The following is a 21,922-nucleotide window of genomic DNA, read 5'->3' on the forward strand; positions in this document are numbered from 1 at the left end:
ACAGATCCTCTGCCAAAAACTCTTAAAACTACTGGCAAGCAATGCAATCTTACGTAAGATTGCGTATTTAGCAGAAATCCCGTTCCCGGAATTCCTGCTAAATGCTTGTTGGTGACATATCCCCAAACCCCTGAGATCATTGCCGGTGGCAATGGCTGCGCGTTCCGTTGGAACGCTGAAAACGAAAAGCTGACAAACCTTATTGACGTGATTTTTCTGTGCTGCGCTGCGGTAGCGGTGGGGAAGAAATCTCTAATAGATATTCCACATTAGCCCGAACATTATGAAGTTCTTTCATATCATTTTTGGCCTGCTTATAGGCAGAATAGGCTTTCCGTTTTTGTTCCAGAAGATCGGTGTATTCCTCCCGGAGAGATTTAACAGAGGGGAGCTTTTGGATTCCTAGCTCGTCAAAATGATTCTTTGCCGCCTGGTGTAGCAGAATTTCAGCCTCATGTACTATTCGGTATTTTTTGCTGTACCCGGCTTTGCGATATTCTACATAGACAGCCCGCGTTTTCGCATAGTTTACGATCTGCTTTTGTAGCTCGGCATTGGCGTTCATTCTTGACTCTAAATCTTTAATTTGAACGGATAAGGTATTGAAATTAGTGGTAGCGGCGTTGGCTTTTTCCAGAAGATCCTCATAACCCATATCGCCATGTTCTTTTAAGTAGAGCACTGCCTGGGAAAGCTGTTTTAAGTTGAACACTTTTGCCCAACGCTCATAACCGGGACCTTTGCCGGAACGGATTGCAGCCTCTATATCTACCAGCAATCCAACTTTGGAAACCGGTTTTTTTGAAAAAGTATGGTGGGATTTTACTGTCCGTGTACCGGCAATTCGTTCTTTGATGGCCTGTTCTGTATAATCGCCTTTGAGCGTATCGCATCGGGTATAATTTTCTTGTCCCGGAACTCGGAACCGAAGATGTTTTCTTTCACGGTTAACTTCAATCCCGGCAGCCTCCAGCTTCTTTAGAAGTTCCTCAAAATCTTTTGGCTTTTCCTCTAATGCAGCATCAATAGCAATGCGTATCTGCTCCTGAAAGGAAGGCTGCTTTTTATTTCCCAGCCATGTGCCATAATGCTCCCGGCTGGGTTTCGGATTTTCTACAATCGAAAGTCCATGCTCCAAACACAGCTTGTCATTCATTCGCCGGATTGCCCAGGTAGAACCCCAGAAGTTGCGAAATTTTTTCTGACAGTCCAGTGTAGTAGAGTTGATAATGATGTGATTATGGACATGGTGCTTATCCACATGGGTGCAGACAACAAAGGCATGGTTTCCTTTTGTGAGCTTCAGTGCCAGCTCCCTGCCGATCTGATTAGCTTCTTCTGGCGTAACTTCGCCGGGCTTAAATGCCTGACGGAGATGGTAGGCGATCACATCATCTGCACCCTGATTTCTGCCGGTCAGATTTGCATACTGTCGTTTGGACAGAAGAAACTCTGCATCAGCAAGCCGGGTATCACACTCATAGCCATAAATGAATTTTCCAAAATCGGTTTTCTGCGGATTTTCTACATAATCAATAATATCTGAGATCGCAGTAGAGATATTCCGACCTTTTCCTACATGCAGAGGCATCAGTCTTGTGGTCGCTATTTTCGTCACCTCCTTAACTTAATTCCAATCAGAGAAGTTATAATTGCAGAAAAAGAGCGGGGCTGCCTATGCGCCCCGCCAAATCTGCTTAACCAAATATAAAATCCTTTAAGGCACTGTTTGCCCCGCCAATGATCCCTACCAGCCATGCAGCCGCCAGAGGCAGACCGTATGGACTGATAAGAAAGGCGATCATAAGCCATGCAAGACCCGGCAAAAATCCTGCGACAAAGAACAGCACCAATGCCGCCAGAAAGATGATCCCAGAAAGAATCCCAAGTACCGCACCGGAAAGAACCACTAAAAATTTACATACCAGATAAAGAATCCCCGTAACCAGCATAAAGGGAAGTGCCAGTAATTTACCTATCAAACGCATACGCTTTGCCTCCTTTCAGAAGGGCATCTGCCCTTATAAAAATTTTACCGTGACGGCAAAAAGAAAGCAACGGCTTTCCGGCTGTTTATGAAATGTTTGCAAATCCCCGGATCAGTTTGTCCATGCCATCCCAAAGGCTGTCCAGACGGGTGCGGATGTCATCTATATCTGCGGCATAAATATTGCCGGTCTCATTGGCCCGTCTGGTATATTGGTTTAAGTTATTGGAACAAATGCGGAGAAGCCGGATCATTTCCTGAATATCTCCCATATCAAGGTGGATGATGTAACCGTCTACGGCCATCTTTCGCAGATATGCCGACAGGTTGGTAATGCCAAGTTCCGCCATGCGTTCTTTTACCAGTTCGGCCTCCGCTTCGGACATGACAAATTCGACGCGGACGGATTTTTTGTTATGCCCGCCATTCATCGTTCCAACCCTCTTTTATGAGATGAGACCTCCTGCGTCGAAACCGCCGTCTTTGCTCTTTTGAGTTTTTCCCGCAGGGTGGTCTTTTCCAGCTTATCAAGATATTCCTCCAGATTTCCGGCTGTCGCATGATAGCTGCGTTTGAGGCGTTCCCGTTTTAGAATTATCATCAGCTCCGGCTCATTTTCTGGCAGATAAGTCATTGTTTTAGGGGCTCCATGCTCTGGCATAAGCCGGTTCATAAATTGTCTCCGTTCCTGATAGGGAATCGTGATAACATTTCCATCCTCAAAAGCAACGGCTACATTTCCGATTGGACAGGTCAATTTTTTCATCCGTTCCACATGTTCTCTATAATTTAGCGGATAGAGATCGCCAAATATTTTTCCGTCCCTGACTTCTTTCAAAGAGATGGCATAAGCCAAAACGGGATCATTTGTCTGCTCCTGGTAAAACCGCCACACTTTGTTTTCATGGCTGCCCTCCAGATAAACTTCCCGTTCGCGCAGGGTATAGGTTCCGCAAGGGCGTGACATCCAAAGAAGCTGTTTATCCTCTGAACGCTCTGACACAGCCAGTTTTGAGATCAGTTCCTTATCCAGGTCAAAGTCCTCTTTATAATGTTGGGTATGAAGATCTACGATACGGGAAAGAGCACCCAAAAGATCTACATCCTCAAATCTTACCCCGGCCATCAGCGTTCCCTTTCCGGCACCGGAGGGATCATCTGCCTTGCTTCATGCTCCGGTTTGTCTGCTTTCAAACGGTCCATCAAAGACGGCTTTGCTTCCGGCACCAGCTCCCGGATTTCTTCATCCGTCTGTCCGTCTGTCAGATCCGGGCGCACAGGAGGTTCGTTGTTCAGCCTGCCATCCAGCATATTGTAGTTGCCGGTCTGACCTTCCTCATAAAGTTCTGCATTGCGCAGATAACTCTCCGGCGCCTGAAATGGCTGTCCGGCAAACAGAATTTCTCTTTGGGTGGTAAACTGTGCAAGGACCCCATTTTGCAGTCTTGCAAATTCTTCATACTGGCGCAGGGTAAGCCCTCGTTCCAGCATTTCCGCCTGGGTATGCGCCCAGCCTTCTCCATAGAGAAAATAGTACATGTCGGGCTGATCACAGACAAAACACAGGGAACCGTCCTGATTGTCATAGTAAGATGGCTGCATATTCTGGTAATGGCAGCGTTCCTCACGCCCCAAATACACACGGTTGTCCGCACCCAGCATAGCGACCATACCCGCGTAATTACTATGGACCGCAGAGCGGATTTCTACCAGCGGATCTGTTTGAGAAGGAATCTGTCTGCCCGGAATCTCATTTTGTTTTTCCGCTGCATCATTTCTTGGTATCACTTCTTCATGGCTGCGTGCATCCAGCTCCGGTTGAGATGTTCCTTTCCGAACAGCACCGGGCTCCGGTTCTTTTTCTTTCACATAGTATCGGACATTTGCTGTCGTATGTTCGTTGGCTTCCTTTGCATAGTTTTCAGCAGCAGCTTTGGTATCAAACTCCAACGGTTTTCCATTTTCCTTGCACCAGCTTTGTGCCGGTCCGAAAATAGAAGTGCTGCTTCGTACTGCCCATACACCATAGGTCCGTTTCTTTTCCATTCCGCATCCCTCCTTATCGTTCCTGCTGTTTGGAAGTTTGTTGCTTTTTTACCGGGTCTGCCGGTTTTGTTGCTTTTAGCTGCTGACGGAGAGAATTCTTATGCTCCAGTTTGGAATCTGTGATGTTGACATATTCGCCAATGATACAGAGCGCTTCTCCATAACTGCCGGAAACAAATACCCGATCAGACATTTCTTTTGCCTGTTCTTTCAAACCATGCTCCCGCAAAGTACGGGAAGCAATACCCAGCAGATTAAAAATGTTCCCATCTGCTCCGATCAGCGGACAATCCGGTTTATCTGCCAACGCTTCCGGTGTTTCTATAAATCCGCCTAAATAATTCGGCACAAAGTCCGACAGCCATGTGCCGCCATAGACTTCATGGGTCTGTAAACGCCACAGGGCAAGTTTTCCTATATCCAGTTTCACATCATCAAACGGGTAAAGCAGACAGGTCAGTTCGCCGTGCTGAAAAGCAGCCACATTCTCAAACTGACAGCCATCTTTCAATATGCCTGCTTTTGTCAGCATTTCATTGATCCCGTCCACCCACTCTGTCAGATCCCCGCCACAGCCCTGTAAAATCAGTCCTTCCTTATCCGGCATGCGGCGAAGATCCTCCGCAGTAATCGTGTTGATATTCAAAAAATCGCCTCCTATCGTTTTTGTTAAAATATATGTTTTGTCCGCAACTTAACCTCATTTCAAAGCACCGGAGTATTCTTATACAGCTCCCTTGAAAACAGGTGCAAAAAGCCCTTGAAAATCAAGGACTTTTAAGGCTAAGTTGCGGACATATCATGGTTGGTTTTGCCGCTTCCGGCGTTTGCGTTCCCGCTCGGATTTCCGTCTTGCATAGACCCGGCAGGCAGCGGAACAATATGCCTGGCTGGTTGTAGGAAGATATGCCTTTCCACACACAGGGCATATTTTCTGTCTCATGGAGGTGTCCTCGCCGGTAATGGCTGATTCCAGTGCTGCATCCACCGGCAGCACCGCTTTTTCAAAGTACCTGCAATAAGCACCGGTCCACCATTTATTCAGCATGTAACAAGGGCTGTCCAGAGGAAGGCAGATCTTATCCTGGGAGTCATAGTTGGCGCAAAGCTCCGTAACCAGCTTTCGGATCGTAGCCCGCTCCGAGCGGTTCAATTCTCTCTCCGCCATAACGCCTACCTTTCTGGGGCTCTGCTTTGCCGACCGCTGGAAATTTCGGTTGTATCAGTAACATTCCTGGGCTGTGAAAGGGCATCGGCGATAGAGTTCCGCTTTTTCTGTTTTGGTTCATGGTAAATAAAAAGTTCATTTTTTCCTGGTACATACAACAATCCATTTTCTTCGCAGCGGAAAATATCACATTCTTTGTCTGTTGAAACGGTATAAAAGTCTTTGTAATCATAAGGTGCTTTTTGCCGATCCTGATAGGTACACAGCCCTAAGTTGGGGTCACTTGCCAGCCGTTTCGATATGGCGAAAAAGTCGCCTTCTTTTTTGTGAAATTTTCGTATGGGCGTGAAGTGATAACCGCCATATTCAAAGGTTTTTCGATCGCTCATTTACGCCTGCCTTTCTTTACTGGAAATTCCAGCTTGAAATTCACATATTTACCGCCGGTATCATCCAGAATCACTTCCGCATCATAGGTCTTTCCTGTTTTTTCACTGTAAAGCCCGGACATAGAAATACGGCCCTCTTTCAAAAGAGCCGCTGCCACAGACTTTGTGATGGATTTTTTCTTGCTGGAAAAGAAACGGTTATCTTTCCAAAGAGCAAAAGAACATTCCCTGTTGTCGCAGAAAAAACCTTTCTTTCCTTCATATACCGGGGCTCCGCAGCGAGGACATACCCCTACGGCTTCATGTGCAGTTCCTCTGGAAGAAGGAAACAGATCCGCAAAACGTTCTTCCGGGGTAGTATGTTCTTTTACCAGCGTCCGGCTCATATCTGCAATCTGATCCATAAAAGATGTTGCCGACAGTTCGCCATGTTCCACTTGTTTCAGCATGGATTCCCATTCTGCAGTTAAGATGGGAGATTTGATATTGTCCGGCAGGACTGCGATCAGGTTCTTTCCTTTTTCCGTAGGAATGAGCTGCTTTTTCTTTCGCTGTACAAATCCGGCAGAAACCAGCTTTTCCAGTGTTGCCGCACGGGTAGCCGGAGTACCCAATCCTTTACGCTCGGCATCTTCCGGCATATCTTCCGCACCGGCAGTCTCCATAGCGGACAGCAGTGTGTCCTCCGTATAGTGTTTCGGCGGTGAAGTTTTCCCTTCACGGAGACTTGCTGATACAGCTTCAAAAGTCTGTCCTTCCTGCAGCACAGGGAGAGCGACAGCTTCATTTTCTTTGTGTTCCGTTTCACTCTGCCTGATACTCATACGGTGAATCCGTTCCACCTCTTTCCAGCCGGACTGTAAAATAGTCTTTCCTTTTGCCGTAAAAGTATATCCCTGGCAGTCCAATATAGCGGTGACCGCTTCAAATCGGTGTACCTGCGTTGTGGCACAAAGCAGTCTGACGGCAAGCAGGGTAAGCACATCCCGCTCCCCGGAAGGAAGCTCCGACAGGTCTGTCCGTGCAATCTCCACAGTTGGGATGATGGCATGGTGGTCGGTCACTTTGCTGTCGTCTGTTACCCGGTCAATGTCCGGCTCTCCGGCGCAGCCTTTTCCAAAGGGCATATTGTCACGCAGCCATAGGATCAGGGAAGCGGCGGTTGCCTGCATGTCCTTCGTCAAATACTGGCTGTCCGTTCTCGGATAGGTTGCCAGCTTCTTTTCATAGAGAGATTGCACATAATCAAGGGTCTGTTGAGCCGTATAGCCATAAATACGGTTACATTCCCTTTGCAGAGTTGTAAGGTCATAAAGGCGGGGAGGCTGTATAGTTTTTACCTGCTTTTCCGCAGAACGCACAAAAGCGGAGTTGTGGTCACAGTCCATACGGATTTTTTCAGCCTCGGATCGTTCCGTCATTTTTTCGCCGGAAGCAGTAAAACCTCCGCAGGTGATTTCCGGCACATAAAAAGGCTTGCTGATGAAGGATTCAATATCCGACTCACGCTGTACCAAAAGTGCCAGCGTCGGTGACATAACACGGCCGACATTTAGTGTGACACCATACAGGACAGAAAAAAGCCGGGTGGCATTGATCCCGATCAGCCAGTCGGCTCCTGCCCGGCATACTGCCGCATCATAGAGTTTATCGTAATCACTGCCGGGACGGAGATGGTCAAAACCCTCACGGATCGCCGCATCCTCCATACTGGAAATCCAAAGGCGTTCCATAGGCTTATTACATCCGGCATATTCATAGACCAGACGGAAGATCAGTTCTCCTTCACGCCCGGCATCCGTAGCGCATACCACGGAATCCACCCGTTTGTCCTTCATCAACCGGCACAAAAGGGCAAGCTGCGTTTTCTTATCCTTTGGCACTTCATATTTCCAGTTTTCCGGTAGGATCGGAAGATCCTCATACCGCCATTTGGCGTACTGTTCTTTGTAAGCCTCCGGCTGTGCCAGTTCCAAAAGATGTCCCACGCACCAGCTCACCAGATAGCCGGAACCTTCGAGATAACCGTCTTTTCTTTCCGTTGCGCCTAATACTGCTGCCAGTGACATAGCAACAGAGGGCTTTTCTGCAATCACAAGTTTCAATTTTTATTCCTCCTTCATAGTTTCAAATTCTTTATCCGCAAGTTTTCCGGTTTGCATAAGACACATCAACATAACGCCGGAAGCCATTCCTCCGGCAAAGGTAAGGAAATGTGAAATCAGGTTCCACATAAGCATTCCTCCTAAAAATGGGTAAAGAAAAACGCCCACTTCAAAGTGAGCGCATCAACAGGTATCTATTTTGTTTTTGGTTTCAAGTGATCCGGCAGGACGATCTCTCCAACCGGGATTTCCCGCAGTTCCTTTTTCATCCGATGGGTGAAGCGGATCGTCTTTGCCGTACCGCCGGTTTCCCGTCCGTCATATACAGCGATCACTCGGTCGGAGTGCTCCACCATATAGCGGTTTCTGTGGGAGTAGACGCTTGGGAGATATTTTTCCTGTATGACAACAACATCCGCACAAGCCTCCAGCAGTTCACGGGTTCTTGTTTTCTTATTCAGGCTGTCCAGACGTTTGCGGTAAGGGATCACTGCGATCAGCTCCAGCGCCGGATTAGTCTGCTTTCTTTCCAACACCAGCTCTGCAAAATACTGATCCACGCCATCTGCAAAGCCACTCATAAAACAGGTAAATCCATCTGTAACGGCAGCATCGATCTCATGTTCCAAAGCGGCTTTTATTTTGTTGATCTCATTCTGCGGCAAATCCCTGTGTCCGGTAACACAGCAAGTCTTTCCTTTCATCGGTCATCCCTCCATCTGATAGGTAAATTTCTTCACTTTTCACATAGTAATAGATTTTATTTAGCAAGTCAACGATAATACCCTTTTTCTCTTTGCGGATAATAAAGGGGTGTAAGGTACAATCTATTACAGAATGGGAGGTGAAGGCGATGTATGAAGATTTTGTCCCGGAACGATTAGCGAAGCTGCGGACACAGAAAGGAGTTTCCGCACGCGATATGTCTTTATCGTTAGGTCAGGCAAACAACTACATCAATAATATTGAGAATAAAAAGTCACTTCCCGCTATGCAGTCTTTTTTCTACATCTGCGAATATCTGGGTGTGACTCCGCAGGAATTCTTTGACGAAGGAAATACTTACCCGGAAACCTTGAAGGAATTCATTGCAGAGGCAAGACAGCTTGATCCTCAATCCATGCAATATATCCTTGGTATTATGAAAGAACTCAATAGCAGAAAGTAGGCGGTCACGGTAATGGCCGCTTTTTTCGTGACTTTCTTTATTATATTTTATAATGTTCTCGAAATGTCCGCTCCCTATACCGATAAGTATTCAAAAACTGTTCCCCAAACAGCCTTTTTCTATTCGCCGGTACTGCCAAAGCTGCCGGTTCCTCGCTCTGTTCCCAGATCTGTTACAAAATCCGCAATGACAGTCGGCGTGATCACAAGCTGCCCGATACGGGCTCCCTTAAAAAGAGACTGCGCCTGATTGCTTACATTGCTGATGATCGCATGGATCTCTCCTCGGTAGCCGGAATCCACAGGCGGCAGTTCACAGACCAGACCTTTTACCGCCATACTGGTACGGGGAAAGATATATCCCGCATACCCATCCGGTATTTCCAGTCCAAAGCCAAGAGGAATTTTGGCGATTTCTCCGGGCTGTAAGGTGCAGTCATAGGGCAGATAAACATCTGCTCCGGCATCATTGCCATGAGGACGGTAAGGACGCTGGTGCTCCGGCACGCCAAAATCGATTAGTTTTATTTTCATCGGCAGCCTCCTTCCCAAAGAGCGGGATAGTCTTTTTCTAAAATATCCTCTGGCGTCATATCTGCCTGCAGTTTTCGCCCGCAGGTCATTTTCCCTTCCAGACATCGATCCAACTGACAGAAAGGCCCGGTCAGTGACGGGGCAAACAAGGCAGGGCTTAGGTCATAAAGTTCTTTCCAGACCTTTAACAGCACGATCCTTGTTTCATCTGTATTTCTTCGGCATACCCGCTGGCCGATGATATGTTTCCACTGATAAGGGGTGGCGCTGATGAGCAGTACATTCCGTAATCCCTGGGGCGTGGCATAGCCGGCCGCATCGTGCCCGCTTCCGGCAGTGCACAGGGCTTCATAACATTTCATGCTTTCATTACAACTTTTTAAGTACAGCTCCTGTACCACAGCCGGAGCCGTCATAATAGAATACGGGACAGCGAAATCCGCCTGTCCCGTATAGTTGCTGTACTGCAGCGATGCACTCATAAATTTTACTTCGTTCTGGTGGCGGGTGATCTGCGCCAGAAAACGCCTGCTGGCGCCGACAATGGCTACCGTGATCACCGCAAATTTCTGGATGGTAGGATGGGGAAGCGCCCCCATAGCTGCTACTGTCTGAACGCTGAATGATTTTTCGTAGAGCTCCATCAGGTCGTCCATTGAGGCAATCTTATGTCCCTGCTGGGTAAGTCTTGCCGCAAAGACCATGTTTTTTTCTGCTTCCGCTACCGCCTGGCAGTTCAAAATTTTTACTTCAATCTGTTTAATTGGTATGTCCCTCCTTTACAATCGCTTTCAGTAAGAACAGATAGTTAAGACTGTCTGTGATCTTTTCGTCCCATGTGTCCATCGGATAAACTGTTTCCTCGGCAAAGCACATATCGTATAGAGAAACAATATGCTTTGCCAGCATACCGGCAAGGGCACGCTGGGGCGTTGTGTGCTGTAAAGTTGCCGCTGCCTTAAATGCACCCAGCCGGTCCGGATCATCCCCGGTGTATTCTTTGGTTTTCCGTTTCAAGGTATCAGCACAGAGCCGCACCTGTTCGTCAAAAACGGCATTGACTTCATTTTGCGTAATATAGCATCCCTCCTTTGAAAACAAGAAACCGGCTATTCTAAAGCATCTTAGAATAGCCGGCAAATAAATGGATATGTAATTGTTTATAGTGTATTGATCTCTTTTTCCAGTTCCTGGACCGCTGCTATGACTGTCTCAAATGTCGGAATATCCCCATACAACATATCCTGCATAGAGTTATAGTCCGTTTCCAATGCTGCGAACCGATATTCCGGCGGGAGTAATTTTAATGTGCCCGGCACAGCCTCCGGGTACTTCGCCCATGCTCTGGGATAGAATTTCATTTTGAAATCTACAACTTTCTTCAGGAGATCCAGCCTGGAAAAAGCAGCTTCTTTGACCGGTGTTGCAGCCATGCGGTAGAGATCATAATAATGTCTGGAATACCGCTGCGGCATTTCCAAATGTTCCGGTCTGTTCGCTTCATGGTGCAGGATTGTGGCTTTTTCCCAGAAGGTCCGTTCCGGGGCAACGGTAAGGATTGCGGTTTCTTTTTGCTCAAAAATCTTCGGATAATATTTTGCCGCGTATGGTTCGATCAGCGCTGTTTTTGCAGGAGTCCACGCTGCCAGCGCACCAATCTCTAAACGGATCACCTGTAAAGTCGCCGTATTCGTAAAAAGGTGCGGATAGGCGAAAATGACCGTCTGTTTATCCTTTTCATCTATGTAGACATTTGCTTCACAACCGATTTCCTGGGATAAGCCGGCTTTGACTGCCGGGCAGAATGTTTCGGACAGAAATACCTCTGCACGCACATTGGCTTCTTTGTTAAAAGCATCCTGTTTTGTATTGGAACGTTTCTCCCATGGTTCATCTTTGCCATATCCCAATACACGCCAGTCCAGAATCAAATCAATATCTTCTGAAAACCGGCTGATCAGGTGAAAGGCTTTTGAAAGGCTGGTACCTCCCTTAAAGGTGATGGACTCTTTCCATGGTGAGCGGTGAAATAAATAATCCAGCGTAAAACATACCCAAAAGTCTTTTTCCACGATGGCATCATTCAGCCCCATTTTATCTGCTGTATTTCTGAACAGCTCCCTGCGGTCGTTATCTGAAAGTCTTGCTATATTTCTCATTGTACCTTTTCACCTCCACAAATCTGCCGTATCGTATCGTAAACCCAATCCGTAGACTCGGTTGCTTCCTTCAAACAAGCCTGTTTATCCTTGTCTGTCAGTTTTTCGGAAAGCATCTGTATGACTTCTGGCGTAACATTCGATCTGCCAAGCGTTTTTAATGCCTGTATAACCAAACTTGTCATATAGGACAATCCGGTAATCTCCTTATTGGTCCGGTGCTTAAATTCCAGCTTTGTAGAGTTCCACTCGTAGGTCTTATATGGACCATCGCTGATATAGGACCATACTGCTGTTACCTGTGTTGAAAGACCTAACAGGTTCAATGCTGTATTCCCACATGGGGCAATCGTCCAGTGATAACTTCGTGCCAATGCGTTCGCCACCGCTTCCGGGTCTGCCGCCACATATTCATCCAGAAGTTTGCTATATTTTGGTTTTTCATAAACTCCTTTCAAAATACGGCGCAATGTTCCTGATTGCACTAAACGGCTTAAACTTTGACGAATAGTGGATGTATCTGCAATATCCGCAAAATCAGACATCACAAAAACAGTTCCATCTTCAAGAGAAAGAACACGCTCTCGTATTCGTTTTGTATATCCGTTGTCCACAATACCGCCTCCCTTCATGTCACGAATATTATATATTATTCGTGACATGATTGCAATAGGTCCTATTCCTCTTATTTTGAGTGTTCCCATTAAAAATCTGATTTATACATCAAAAATCAAAAATTTTGCAAGGCAGTACAGTTTTCATATATGTCACATATTTTATATATTATTCGTGACATCAGGCAGTTGGCAGGTAGATCCAGTCGTGCATCAGGCACACGCTGGGTTCATCCTCCCTGGGAACCAGACGGTAGGTACATTCCCCATAGACCGTGCGTTTGTCCTCGATCTCCATGCCATAGGCTTTATAAAAGCGGTATTCCAGATTGGAGATAATACAGCGCAGGGTTTGCAGAGCCTCCCTTTGAGCTGATACGATCAGGTCACGGTCAATGCTGCGCTTCAAAAACAGCAGCGATTTGTAAAGCTGTACCTCTGTGCGGTAAGGGCGGCAGTCTTTCGTTTCCAGCCATCCGCAAAAAGCGACCGGTCCGCTCTGGATCACACTGCGGTCCGGGTGATAATACTCATAGCAGTCCAGGTTTGCCGTATTCAGAAGATAGAGCATTTCCCGGACTTCATTTTCCGGCATGTCGTAAAACCGCAAAAGCGAGCGGTAAAGATGGACATAGCCGGGAATGGAAATCATGGTATTTACCATAAAATAAAATCCTCCTTGTAAACAGCAGGTGCGGGAGCTTTTGCCCCCGCACCGTCTAAAATCTATATTTCGTTATCTACTTTCACGAGTTTTCCCATGACAAGAAAGCGTCCTGTGCCGCCCGGCGTACAGGTAGAAAGGGTCAGTACCTTATCGCTGCAGGTCACAGTCACATCACTTTCCACCGCAGAACGTTCCTTCATAGCTGTAAGCCAGGTAGTATAAGCACCGTCATCCTTCCAGGAAAGCTGCCAGGGAGAAGTTTTACTGCCGGATTCTTCCGGTTTTGCTGCAAATGCCGTAAAGATCTCCATGACATAACCCCCCTTCGGAGTAACGAGATACATCTGCCTGTGAGTATCAAAGTAACTTTGTTCATCGTACCGGTTCAGCAAGGCAAACATGGAACCATCCCGCATATTATGACCGTAAATGATCGTATTGCGGTCTGAAAAATCTGCCCGGTTTTCATAGTCGGCAAACAGGCAGCCAACCTTGTTATAGGTCCCGTCATAAAGATGGTTCAGGTAATACTCGTTGTTGTCGGTATGCGTCACCGGATAATTGAGCACCGTATCAGGAAGAGAAAGCCATCCGATGATGTCCGGTCCATTTTCACGGAGCGTTTCAAAGTCTACCGAAGGCAGGACAATATCGGCATCGTCCCGTTTTGGTTCTGTCGGATCGGGTGCCGACTCCGGGGAAGCTGTCTGCTCCGGTACTTCCACATATCCGGCAAGATCTCGATAGGCATCTTTACTCTCAGCATACTGGTTCAAGTCACGGAACACCAAAAAACCGCTGCCAAGAGCCACCAGAACGCAGAGTGAAAGGACAGAAACCCCGACAGCCGTTCTTTTCGGGGAAGTCCTGCTGTATTTTCCCTTTTTGAAATAATACACAGCAAATACGCTGCCACCGATCAGTACGGCTGCCAGCAGTCCGCCATACAGGAAAATATACGGATCATCCCCGGTCTGCGGTACCGGCTTTTGAGGGGTGGAAGGATTGGAGGGAACAGAAGGCTTTTCCGGGTTCTTTGGGTTATCCGGCTTTTCCGGTTTTTCATTAAAGAACTGGACTGTAGATGTCTGATCTGCCTTGATCTCCACCGTAGCGGCATCAGGAATGATGTAATCCTTGCTTGCCCGGTTTGCAACTTCTGTTACGGTATAAATACCGACACGAAGGCCCTTAACTTCAATCACGCCGGATTTTGGAGTGGTGAATGTCTCGCAGTAGGAGCCGTCCGCACTCTTAACCTCGATGGCAAAACCATCTTTGCGCCCGTCGCTGGAATCCTTTGTGATCTTTAAGTTGCCGCGGTAAGCCTCATTGGTAAACCCGTGCCCGGCTTCTCCATTTTCCACAACTGCGACCTGTCCATCTTCTGTGATGGAAAAATAGTAAGCGTTTGAGTCAGGCTGATAGCCCTCCGGCGCTTTGCTTTCTTTGATAAAGTAGCCGCCAGCCAGAAGGTTTTCCGCCGTATGATAGCCTGCATCGGTTTCTTTCAGCGTACCGATCTTTTGATCGTCAGGATCATATTCCTGGTTGGCGTTGGAATCCGCATACAGGTCGAACACTGCACCGGGCAGGAAGCGCAGGAAAGAATTCTTGTCTTTCTTATCCTCCTTTTCCACAGGGGACGGTTCCTCCACAGCTTCGGTTTTAGTTACCTGCACACTGCCGCGGATCAGGGTGTTTTCCACACGGATCTCGATATGCTGTCCGTCTGCACCGATATATACATGGTGCTGCTGCGGGCTTACCGTATAAAGGTCAGGGGCAGAGATCTCCTTGACGATCCAGTGTCCGTAAGGAATGTTCTCAAAGGAAAAACTGCCGTCTTTTCCGGTAATAGCAGTAAGCAGCGCATTTTCTTCAGTAAATTCTTCGGTATCAGGTCTAAACAGACCCATGAGCGCACCGGCAAGCGTGACATCCTCGCCGCCTTCCGGGTTTTCCCCGACTTTTACACCGTCTACACGCCCACGGAGAAGTTCATTGGAAACAGCCTCGCCTTCATTGACAAGGATCTGTACCAGGGCGGTTTCCTGACCAGCATACTCAAAGACAACCGGATATTCCTGATCCGAAAGGATATAGGCGCCGTTGGTTGTGCGTTCCTTGACATAATAGCTGCCAAAAGGCAGGTCGGAAGCGAAGGAAGCGCTGTAACCGCCGGATTCCTCAGACGAAACAGAGACCACTTCCAGAAGTCCACCTGCCGGGATTACGCTGCCATCTGCCGCCGTCAGGTCTGCGGAAGCATAAAGTCCAAAGGAAATATCCTTATATTCCTCGTTCATGCCAAGACCGAACAGGTCATCGGTCTCCATTGCCTTGAAAAGTGTGACATCCACTTTCTGGCGTTCGTCATAAAGACCGGCCGCTGTCTGTGTAACCTCTATGGTCTCACCCGCATAGGTCAGTTCCACATATTCCGGTTGAGGATTCAACACACAGCCGGAAGGCGCCTGACGTTCCTCCAGACGATAACGGCCAAGATAGAGAGACCCGCTTTTCGCTGTGCCGTCCTCGCCGGTCGTAAGTGTTTCCACAACCGTATCTTTTTCTGCCCGCAAGGTACCGTCACCGGTATAAATATCTTCATCTGCGATCACATCATAGACCGCTCCAGGAAGTCCGGCAACCTCATATACCGGTTGGTACAGTCCGTCGTTTTCCTGGACAGAAGCAAATACTTCTCCGGTCTTTGTGATGGTAAGCTGGCCTTTCTGCGGCATATTGTACTGCGTGACCGTCACAACCGCCTCGCTGCCGTCAATGGTAAACGGTACCGGCTGGTCGGAAAGCACATAGCCGTAAGGAGCAGCTACCTCATAAAGTTCATAATCCCCGGCGGCCAAAGGCTCCGGCAGCATCAGCCAGCCCTCGTCAGAAACATAGAAGGTATTCAGTGTTTCCGGGTTCGGATAGTAGACGGTCTGGGTGATAAATTCCCCGGTGGAAAGATCCTTGATCTGAAAACCGGTTCCGGTCACAGGGATAATCTTTCCGGTCTCTGCGTCACATTTTTCAACTTTCAGACGGGCTGTGATGGTGCGGTTGTTCAGGATATAGCTGTAAGTCTTTCCGTCAGAGGAAATGAATACCGTAAAGTCCGGGACAAAGGCTTTGCCTTCCTCGCCTGCGATTTGATGGACCGTATAATGCCCATACGGAAGCGGTTTACTGGAAGCAAAACCATCCGCATCCGTGGTAAGAAGGTCGCGTTCACTTTCCTTTGCCGCGTCATAGCTTCCGGCTGCCTTTAAGTAAATTTCAAAGACTGCGCCTGCTTCCGGGCGTTCGATGATACCGGCATTGGGATCGTCGGTATTTTCGCCCTCAGGCACATCCGGGTCCAGGTCATCGGTGTGCTTGACAAGCTGGATATTTCCGTAAATAACCGTTTCCGTCACCTGATTTTCTGTGGTATTGAGTTCCACTTCATACAGGGAAGGGGATGCACCCACTTCATAAACGGTTTCATTCAGAAGATACCCGGTGCTCGGTTCGATCTCCCGGATCGTCCAGTTATCCCCGCACACATAATAGCGAGTCATAAAGCTGCCATCCGGCCCGGTAGTATAAGTGTCGATCAGTTCGCCATCACGGAAGATCCCATAGGTCGCCCCTGCAAGCGTGGCGTCCCCCTGGGCATTTCCGGTATCAGCGTCGCTCTTTACCACATGGACGCGGAACTTCTTCAGGATATTGCTGAAATGTACCGAAGAAGTTTGCCCGCTTTCAATGGTCACGTACTGTGCGGAAGGGGTCACATAGCGGTCCACCGGCAGCTCTTTTACCAGATAGGTTCCCGGCAGGAGCTTCTTTTCAATCTGGCCGTTTTCTCCGGTCGTGACTTCCTCATTGACTTCATTTCCCAAAATGTCCGTACCGGAAATATGGAAGGTGATACCGGAAACAATGCCGTCCTCACTGGTCTTGACAAGTTTTGCAGTACCGTAAGTTTCCGTTTTGATCTTTACAAAGAAGGAAACCGGATCGCTGGCGCCGGTCATCATGGTCTGGTAGCCTGGTCTGCCCCAGATCAGCATGTCATTTGCCACCGGGATATTCTTTCGGAATTCAAACAGCACCGGGTCCATCATCATCTGCCTGCTGGTAAAGGTGTATTCATTTCCGTTTCTTGTCACAGAAACGCCGCTGCCTTTCAAAGCCTCCAGGTCGATCTTCAAGTTGTTGGTATCTGTGACCGTCAGGGTATAGACCTTTTTTTCTACATCCCATTTCAGTTCCAGTTCCGGTGCTTCGCTTTTCTTAGAAGAAGTAAAGGAAGGGACTGTGGAATGGGAAGCGACCTGTGCCAGAATCCAGTCATAGGCTTTTTCAGCCGGTCGTCCGGCGATCACGCTGAAATACTGGTCACCATCTGCGTGGCCGTTTCCGTGGCGGTTGTACGGATCGCTTCTAAGCTGCTGCTGGTATTCCCAAAGGATGATCTGGGTTGCCATCTTATAGTCATCCTCGTTGATCCCGGAAACAGGGAGCGTCGCACCGGGTTTCCAGCCATAGATCGCAGTCAGGGTGATCCCCCTCCTTGCCTCGGCAGGAAGCAGGTTCAGGTATTGGCTGTTGGTCCCGCTTTCTGAAACATAGGTGTTTTCCGAAGTATGGTAAGGAATCCCGCTCTCCACACAGTAAACCTGATGGCTGATCCCGTCAGAATCCGTCAGCATATAGTGCCGGTAAGCATTGCCCCCGGAACTGGTGTGTACGTCGATGGTTCCGTCTGCATGGTAGGCAAGATAGGTGTAAGGTGCCGGGGCGCGGTAGTGGTTTCCATCAGAGCCCACATACTGGTCGCCCAGCCAGGAGCTTGCCGTTTGTCCGACAGACATGGCAAAAGCCTGAGCCGGAAGAAGCCCCAAAATGCTTGCCATACAAAGCAAAAACGCCAACAGCTTGCGAAAGCCGCGGCGCCTGGTTATGATATGTTCCATGAAAAAATCCTCACTTTCATAAAATCTAAAAGGACAGCCTTATTTGCTGTCCTTGTCGTCAAAATCATCCTCGGAAAGATATTCCGGTTCCCCGTATGCCTCATCCGGGTCAAAGCCTTCTCCATAACCGTCATCCTCAAATTCCGCATCGTCCTCGGCCTGCTGTTTCGGACGCACGATTTTTACATAGTAACCGATCCCGCCGACCGCAAGTAAGGCAGCAAGGATAAACAGGATCGTGCCGACACTGCCGGTCTCTTTCTTCGGCTTTTCCGGTTCAGCCGGTTTTTCGGTTTCCGTCGGCTTTTCTTTTCCTTTGCAGCCACTCAAGTCATTTTTGCAGACCGGACAGCCGGTATTGACTTTTCCTGCCTCACATTTTTCGGTGCAGTTGCAGCTTTCTTCCTGGGGAATCATGCTCATGCTGCCATTGTTCTTTTCTGCAAGCGCCATCAGGTCGGACTCTGTGACGCCGTTTAAGAAGTAGACATTGTTATCTTCCCGTTTCCCGTCGATCACCAGATAAAAGACATTGCCCGCGTCCGTAGTGATGGTGTAAAACTGTTTTTCCCCATCCGTACCGCTGATGTTGTCCTGTACCGTTCCGGTGCCTTCCGGGGTAAATGCACCTTCCGGGATCGCAGAAGTATTTTCCTGCTGTCCGGTACTGTTATCTGAACCGGAAGAATTTCCGCCGCCGGAAGGGGTTGCAGCGTTTGAGCCGGAAGGTTTTTCTTCCTTAGGCGGTTTTGTCTGTGTACCGGACGGACTCTGGGGTGCTGCCGCAGCAGGTTTCTTTTCAGGAGCCGGTTCTTTGTAATACGGATTATCCAGCTTTACCACATCAGAACGGTTGCCGGCATAATCTTTTGCGTATATGCTTACCTGTTTTTCTGTTCCTGCATAATCTTTTAGTGCAACCGACGCTTTCCCATCGGTGAGGGAGTTGATACGGTTTTCATCAACAAAGACCGCCTCCACGCCGGATAGATCGTCACTGCTTTCTATTTTCAGGGCATCGCCCTCCAGGGAAGCAGTCAGCGTTGGCGGTGTGGTGTCTTTGGAACCGCCGGCATGAGCCGTTACAGGTAATGCGCTGACACTTACAAGAAGCGTAAGCGCCAGCAGCAGGGAAAGTTTTTTAAGCCTCATGCACATCCTCCTTCTCCTGCGGTAAAACAGTTTCCGAAGGGGCTGCCTGCTGTGATTTCAAAAAATCCGCAAGCTGCTGGGGCGTCAGTTTGAAACTGCGCGCCACCGCCACATAATCGGTATTTTCCAGTTCTGTTTTCTGTTCCTCCAGCTTATGGAGCTTTGCCTGCATTTCCGCAATCTTTGTTTTGGTCTTTTCAATTTCCTTTTCCAGTTTTTCAATTTTAGGATTCAATTTATTACCTCCAATCTGTTAAGGCAGACGCCCAAATGTATAAAAATGCTGCTGCCAGTAGCTTGTATTGATGTTTGCATAAGAAATCGGGTCTCCACAGTGGATCATCATTCCATTTCCCACATAGATCCCTACATGGCTTGCGCCGCTGGTGTTGTAGGTCCCCTGGAAGAAGATCAGGTCGCCCGGTTTTGCATCCGCACTTGATACCGGCGTACATACACCTAAAAGACCATCCGCGGTCAGCCTTCCGAAATTCCAGCCAACGCCGCAGTTGTTGATCACCCAGGACACATAGCCGGAACAGTCAAAGGAAGTGGAAGGGCTTGCGCCTCCCCATACATACGGATAGCCAAGATATTTTTCCGCCTCGGCCATCATTGCGGCAAACTGTTCATCCGCAAGGGCTTCCGGTGGAATGTCATAATCGAAGTAGTTTCCTGTGCCGCCTGAACCAACTTCCGGCAGGTGCCGTTCGCTGGTATCGCCGGTATCGGCAAAATACAGGGGATTCAAATACTGGCCGTCAACCAGGACTTCTAAGTGCAGGTGGGCCCCGGTAGAATTTCCGGTATTCCCGACCTTTGCAATCACATCCCCGGCTTTGACCTCCTGCCCGGCAGAAACAAGGATCTGGGAACAGTGCCCGTATTTGGTCGTCAGGGTATGTCCTTCGTATGCCTCGCCTTCAATAGCGACACACAAGCCATAACCGCCGACATTTCCCGCAAGGGTGACCGTTCCGTCATGCCCGGCAAGGATCTCTGTGCCCTCCGGCATCCCGATGTCCACACCGGTGTGATAGTTCTTTTCCCCACTGATGGGATGTACCCGGTAGCCGTAATAACTGGTCACATAAGGGAGCCAGTTGGTGCCAAAGACATTTTTGACATACTGGCGGTTTCCTTTTGTCTGCAGCAGGATCTCGCAGATCTCTTTCTGGTCTGCGTTCATCCGGGAAACGACCAGGTTTTCTAGAGGTGTGACTGTGAGCTTGACATTTAAGATGCGCCATTCATAAGGCACTTCCTCCTGGGTTTCTTCCCCGGTTTCCGGATCAACGGAAGTTTCGGTGCGGTAACGGATCTCGGTTTCTTCTGAAAAGGACAGGGTATATTGTTCCTGGAAAAGCTGCCGCAGCACGCTTTCCACTTCATCGTAAGTAAATCCCTGATAAGCAGAAGTCAGATACCCCATCAGCACATACGGGTCATGCTCGATTGCGCCCAGGTTATACTGGTATTCGTCATAGCCGGGGCGGTCTGATTCCACCCGGTCTATTTCCATTTGCAGATCCGTTTCCCATTCGGTATAGGTAAGCTCCGCCTGGTTGATGTCCTGATCATCTGCAAGATAGGTAGAAGCAGCCAGACTTCCCAAACCGCCGGTCCCGATATTGGAGAACGTGGAAAACAGGGATGTGATCAGGAAAATTACCAAAAGGAGAAGCAGGAGGACAAGGCAGATTACAGGGTGCCGTTTGACCGCATGGACAATACCGACGCTGACCCTCTCTGTTGTGACTGCGGCATTTTTTGCCTGTTTCCCGGCTTCACGGGCAGCCTTGGCATACTGCCTTTTCAGTTTTTGTTTCTGCCATATCCGGGCAATCGCATGTTTCTTCAGCTCCGGGTGGTCGCTAAGAGCCTGCCGGTAAGCAAGTCTTGCGTTGGCCTTTGCTGATTTTTGCTGTAATTTCGCTGCCTTTCGGTAGGGGGCAGTTTTATGCCGGTGATATGCCGTGCGAAGCCCTGCCTCGCCCACAAGTTCAGAGCGGTGGGATGCCTTGATCCCCACATTTTCATCCTCTGCCTCATAAATCTTTTTATGGGCGTAACCAATGGCAGTATTGGCGCCCGCCTTGACCGGACGCAGTGGTACAGGCCCTTTTACATGGGCCTTTTGTGATTTGACCTCCTTTTCAAATTTTAAGTGTTTTTTGGCTTTTCCGGTCTCCGGGTCGGAAACCGTCTCCATGCGCAGTTTCTTCCGGGCCGGCAGACGATTTTGTGCCTGCTCTGCTTTTTGTGCAGTACGTTCGGCCTTCCGCCTTGCATGGGTGAGCTTTTTATCCTCTGTCTGCGGCGGCAGTTCATCCGCAGTAAATTCCAGCTTGGATGTTTTTGGCGGTTCGCTATCCACACCCTTTTCCTTCTGCGCTGCCTGTTCCTCCGCCTGTGCCGCTTCCTGAAAACGCTGTTGATATTTGTTCCCATGCTGATGTGTCCGGTAACGGTGTTCCTGACTGGATCTGTCTGTGCTGTCCGGTGTGGCTGAGCCTTCGGAAGAAGGAGCATATTTTCCGGTATCATGGTCTGTCGCATTCTCTGTTACAAGAAAACGTCTGGAAGCCTCCTGCCGGAAATTGCTTCGCACGTTGTCCTGTATCGGGGGCGCTGTCCTGGCAGCATCCGGTGTCTCAAAGTGTTCCGAAAAACCATCCAAAGCGGTTGCATACGCTTCGCCCTGTTCCAACAAGGACTCCGGTGTTTCCGGTGACAGATGGGAAAATTCCGTCTGTACAGGGATGTCCTGCCTGTGTGTCTTGCCGTTGACAGAAGAAGGGGTGTCCCGTGCCCTGCGCAGGTCAAAATCCTGTTCGGTCTGCCTGGCTGCCGGCTGATCCTCCCCGTGGGAATCACGCACCGGCATCCGGGTATCTTTACGCTTCCTTTGAAATTCCCTGTCGTGTGCCATTGTTCTCACCTCCGATCCATTTTAATTTTTGC

22 protein-coding genes are annotated in these 21,922 nt (G+C 48.7%); 1 reads left to right on the forward strand and 21 read right to left on the reverse strand.

From position 1 onward, the window contains the following. Positions 1-199: 199 nt before the first annotated feature. From DWW68_RS06030 to DWW68_RS06080, 11 genes are all read right to left on the reverse strand, one after another. A complete protein-coding gene (locus tag DWW68_RS06030; RefSeq protein WP_055158534.1) occupies positions 200-1,609 on the reverse strand; it encodes a relaxase/mobilization nuclease domain-containing protein in 1,410 nt (469 codons plus the stop codon). Between the two features lie 88 nt (positions 1,610-1,697). Continuing rightward, positions 1,698-1,988: a CD1845 family protein gene (locus DWW68_RS06035; protein WP_005361132.1), complete on the reverse strand. Its 291-nt coding sequence runs from the start codon at positions 1,986-1,988 to the stop codon at positions 1,698-1,700. A gap of 85 nt (positions 1,989-2,073) precedes the next feature. Further along, positions 2,074-2,418, reverse strand: a complete 345-nt coding sequence (mobC, locus tag DWW68_RS06040) for a plasmid mobilization relaxosome protein MobC (RefSeq protein ID WP_055158497.1) — start codon at positions 2,416-2,418, stop codon at positions 2,074-2,076. Then, complete coding sequence (locus tag DWW68_RS06045) at positions 2,415-3,113, reverse strand: hypothetical protein (RefSeq protein ID WP_055158499.1); 699 nt, start codon at positions 3,111-3,113, stop codon at positions 2,415-2,417. The genes mobC and DWW68_RS06045 overlap by 4 nt, the downstream gene beginning before the upstream one ends. Further along, positions 3,113-4,033 (reverse strand): DUF4316 domain-containing protein, encoded by a 921-nt coding sequence (locus DWW68_RS06050; RefSeq protein WP_005361129.1) that lies wholly within the window; start codon positions 4,031-4,033, stop codon positions 3,113-3,115. The genes DWW68_RS06045 and DWW68_RS06050 overlap by 1 nt, the downstream gene beginning before the upstream one ends. Before the next feature lie 13 nt (positions 4,034-4,046). Beyond that, positions 4,047-4,679 carry a hypothetical protein gene (locus DWW68_RS06055; RefSeq protein WP_025580946.1) on the reverse strand — a complete coding sequence of 211 codons (633 nt, stop codon included), beginning with the start codon at positions 4,677-4,679 and terminating at the stop codon, positions 4,047-4,049. 153 nt (positions 4,680-4,832) lie between these two features. Continuing rightward, positions 4,833-5,201 (reverse strand): cysteine-rich VLP protein, encoded by a 369-nt coding sequence (locus DWW68_RS06060; protein ID WP_055156923.1) that lies wholly within the window; start codon positions 5,199-5,201, stop codon positions 4,833-4,835. A 5-nt stretch (positions 5,202-5,206) separates the two neighbouring features. Continuing rightward, positions 5,207-5,590, reverse strand: a complete 384-nt coding sequence (locus DWW68_RS06065; RefSeq protein WP_025580944.1) for a hypothetical protein — start codon at positions 5,588-5,590, stop codon at positions 5,207-5,209. Then, positions 5,587-7,695 carry a DNA topoisomerase 3 gene (locus DWW68_RS06070; RefSeq protein WP_118589739.1) on the reverse strand — a complete coding sequence of 703 codons (2,109 nt, stop codon included), beginning with the start codon at positions 7,693-7,695 and terminating at the stop codon, positions 5,587-5,589. The genes DWW68_RS06065 and DWW68_RS06070 overlap by 4 nt, the downstream gene beginning before the upstream one ends. A 3-nt stretch (positions 7,696-7,698) precedes the next feature. Continuing rightward, complete coding sequence (locus DWW68_RS06075; RefSeq protein WP_081017347.1) at positions 7,699-7,824, reverse strand: DUF3789 domain-containing protein; 126 nt, start codon at positions 7,822-7,824, stop codon at positions 7,699-7,701. A 65-nt stretch (positions 7,825-7,889) separates the two neighbouring features. Next, complete coding sequence (locus tag DWW68_RS06080) at positions 7,890-8,399, reverse strand: SLOG family protein (protein WP_055158503.1); 510 nt, start codon at positions 8,397-8,399, stop codon at positions 7,890-7,892. Between the two features lie 149 nt (positions 8,400-8,548). Here DWW68_RS06080 and DWW68_RS06085 point away from each other — a divergent pair, with 149 nt between their 5' ends. After that, the gene (locus tag DWW68_RS06085; RefSeq protein ID WP_005361112.1) at positions 8,549-8,863 is read left to right on the forward strand and encodes a helix-turn-helix transcriptional regulator; all 315 of its coding nucleotides are present in this window, start codon (positions 8,549-8,551) and stop codon (positions 8,861-8,863) included. A gap of 119 nt (positions 8,864-8,982) precedes the next feature. Here the strand turns inward: DWW68_RS06085 and DWW68_RS06090 are convergent, their stop codons facing one another. From DWW68_RS06090 to DWW68_RS06135, 10 genes are all read right to left on the reverse strand, one after another. Next, on the reverse strand, positions 8,983-9,396 hold the full coding sequence (locus tag DWW68_RS06090; protein ID WP_055158506.1) for a deoxyuridine 5'-triphosphate nucleotidohydrolase: 414 nt from the start codon (positions 9,394-9,396) through the stop codon (positions 8,983-8,985). Further along, positions 9,393-10,160 carry an FAD-dependent thymidylate synthase gene (locus DWW68_RS06095; RefSeq protein ID WP_222847488.1) on the reverse strand — a complete coding sequence of 256 codons (768 nt, stop codon included), beginning with the start codon at positions 10,158-10,160 and terminating at the stop codon, positions 9,393-9,395. The genes DWW68_RS06090 and DWW68_RS06095 overlap by 4 nt, the downstream gene beginning before the upstream one ends. Beyond that, complete coding sequence (locus tag DWW68_RS06100; protein ID WP_226875831.1) at positions 10,156-10,497, reverse strand: hypothetical protein; 342 nt, start codon at positions 10,495-10,497, stop codon at positions 10,156-10,158. Before DWW68_RS06100 ends, DWW68_RS06095 begins: the two co-directional genes overlap by 5 nt. 59 nt (positions 10,498-10,556) lie before the next feature. Beyond that, positions 10,557-11,555 carry a nucleotidyl transferase AbiEii/AbiGii toxin family protein gene (locus DWW68_RS06105; RefSeq protein ID WP_055158508.1) on the reverse strand — a complete coding sequence of 333 codons (999 nt, stop codon included), beginning with the start codon at positions 11,553-11,555 and terminating at the stop codon, positions 10,557-10,559. Further along, positions 11,552-12,259, reverse strand: coding sequence for a DUF6088 family protein (locus DWW68_RS06110; protein WP_330410933.1), 708 nt, complete (start codon positions 12,257-12,259; stop codon positions 11,552-11,554). The genes DWW68_RS06105 and DWW68_RS06110 overlap by 4 nt, the downstream gene beginning before the upstream one ends. A 91-nt stretch (positions 12,260-12,350) precedes the next feature. Then, positions 12,351-12,833 carry a hypothetical protein gene (locus DWW68_RS06115; protein WP_015542949.1) on the reverse strand — a complete coding sequence of 161 codons (483 nt, stop codon included), beginning with the start codon at positions 12,831-12,833 and terminating at the stop codon, positions 12,351-12,353. A 62-nt stretch (positions 12,834-12,895) separates the two neighbouring features. Further along, complete coding sequence (gene srtB, locus DWW68_RS06120; RefSeq protein WP_067536897.1) at positions 12,896-17,806, reverse strand: class B sortase; 4,911 nt, start codon at positions 17,804-17,806, stop codon at positions 12,896-12,898. A gap of 39 nt (positions 17,807-17,845) precedes the next feature. Next, complete coding sequence (locus DWW68_RS06125; RefSeq protein ID WP_055158513.1) at positions 17,846-18,958, reverse strand: DUF4366 domain-containing protein; 1,113 nt, start codon at positions 18,956-18,958, stop codon at positions 17,846-17,848. Next, positions 18,948-19,193 carry a DUF4315 family protein gene (locus tag DWW68_RS06130; RefSeq protein WP_025577937.1) on the reverse strand — a complete coding sequence of 82 codons (246 nt, stop codon included), beginning with the start codon at positions 19,191-19,193 and terminating at the stop codon, positions 18,948-18,950. Before DWW68_RS06130 ends, DWW68_RS06125 begins: the two co-directional genes overlap by 11 nt. 18 nt (positions 19,194-19,211) lie before the next feature. Next, entirely contained in the window at positions 19,212-21,890 is a 2,679-nt protein-coding gene (locus tag DWW68_RS06135) for a CD1108 family mobile element protein (protein ID WP_118375179.1), read from the reverse strand. Between the last annotated feature and the right edge of the window lie 32 nt (positions 21,891-21,922).

The sequence above is a fragment of the Eubacterium sp. AF16-48 genome, from assembly GCF_003479405.1.
Lineage (GTDB): Bacteria > Bacillota > Clostridia > Lachnospirales > Lachnospiraceae > Eubacterium_G > Eubacterium_G segne.

Coding starts and splice junctions, on each gene's coding strand:
- DWW68_RS06035 (WP_005361132.1), bottom strand. CDS start 1,988: ATGCGTTTGATAGGTAAATTACTGGCACTTCCCTTTATGCTGGTTACG.
- DWW68_RS06085 (WP_005361112.1), top strand. CDS start 8,549: ATGTATGAAGATTTTGTCCCGGAACGATTAGCGAAGCTGCGGACACAG.
- DWW68_RS06135 (WP_118375179.1), bottom strand. CDS start 21,890: ATGGCACACGACAGGGAATTTCAAAGGAAGCGTAAAGATACCCGGATG.
- DWW68_RS06080 (WP_055158503.1), bottom strand. CDS start 8,399: ATGAAAGGAAAGACTTGCTGTGTTACCGGACACAGGGATTTGCCGCAG.
- DWW68_RS06065 (WP_025580944.1), bottom strand. CDS start 5,590: ATGAGCGATCGAAAAACCTTTGAATATGGCGGTTATCACTTCACGCCC.
- srtB (WP_067536897.1), bottom strand. CDS start 17,806: ATGGAACATATCATAACCAGGCGCCGCGGCTTTCGCAAGCTGTTGGCG.
- DWW68_RS06090 (WP_055158506.1), bottom strand. CDS start 9,396: ATGAAAATAAAACTAATCGATTTTGGCGTGCCGGAGCACCAGCGTCCT.
- DWW68_RS06110 (WP_330410933.1), bottom strand. CDS start 12,259: ATGGGAACACTCAAAATAAGAGGAATAGGACCTATTGCAATCATGTCA.
- DWW68_RS06125 (WP_055158513.1), bottom strand. CDS start 18,958: ATGAGGCTTAAAAAACTTTCCCTGCTGCTGGCGCTTACGCTTCTTGTA.
- DWW68_RS06045 (WP_055158499.1), bottom strand. CDS start 3,113: ATGGCCGGGGTAAGATTTGAGGATGTAGATCTTTTGGGTGCTCTTTCC.
- DWW68_RS06105 (WP_055158508.1), bottom strand. CDS start 11,555: ATGAGAAATATAGCAAGACTTTCAGATAACGACCGCAGGGAGCTGTTC.
- DWW68_RS06075 (WP_081017347.1), bottom strand. CDS start 7,824: ATGTGGAACCTGATTTCACATTTCCTTACCTTTGCCGGAGGAATGGCT.
- DWW68_RS06050 (WP_005361129.1), bottom strand. CDS start 4,033: ATGGAAAAGAAACGGACCTATGGTGTATGGGCAGTACGAAGCAGCACT.
- DWW68_RS06060 (WP_055156923.1), bottom strand. CDS start 5,201: ATGGCGGAGAGAGAATTGAACCGCTCGGAGCGGGCTACGATCCGAAAG.
- mobC (WP_055158497.1), bottom strand. CDS start 2,418: ATGAATGGCGGGCATAACAAAAAATCCGTCCGCGTCGAATTTGTCATG.
- DWW68_RS06115 (WP_015542949.1), bottom strand. CDS start 12,833: ATGGTAAATACCATGATTTCCATTCCCGGCTATGTCCATCTTTACCGC.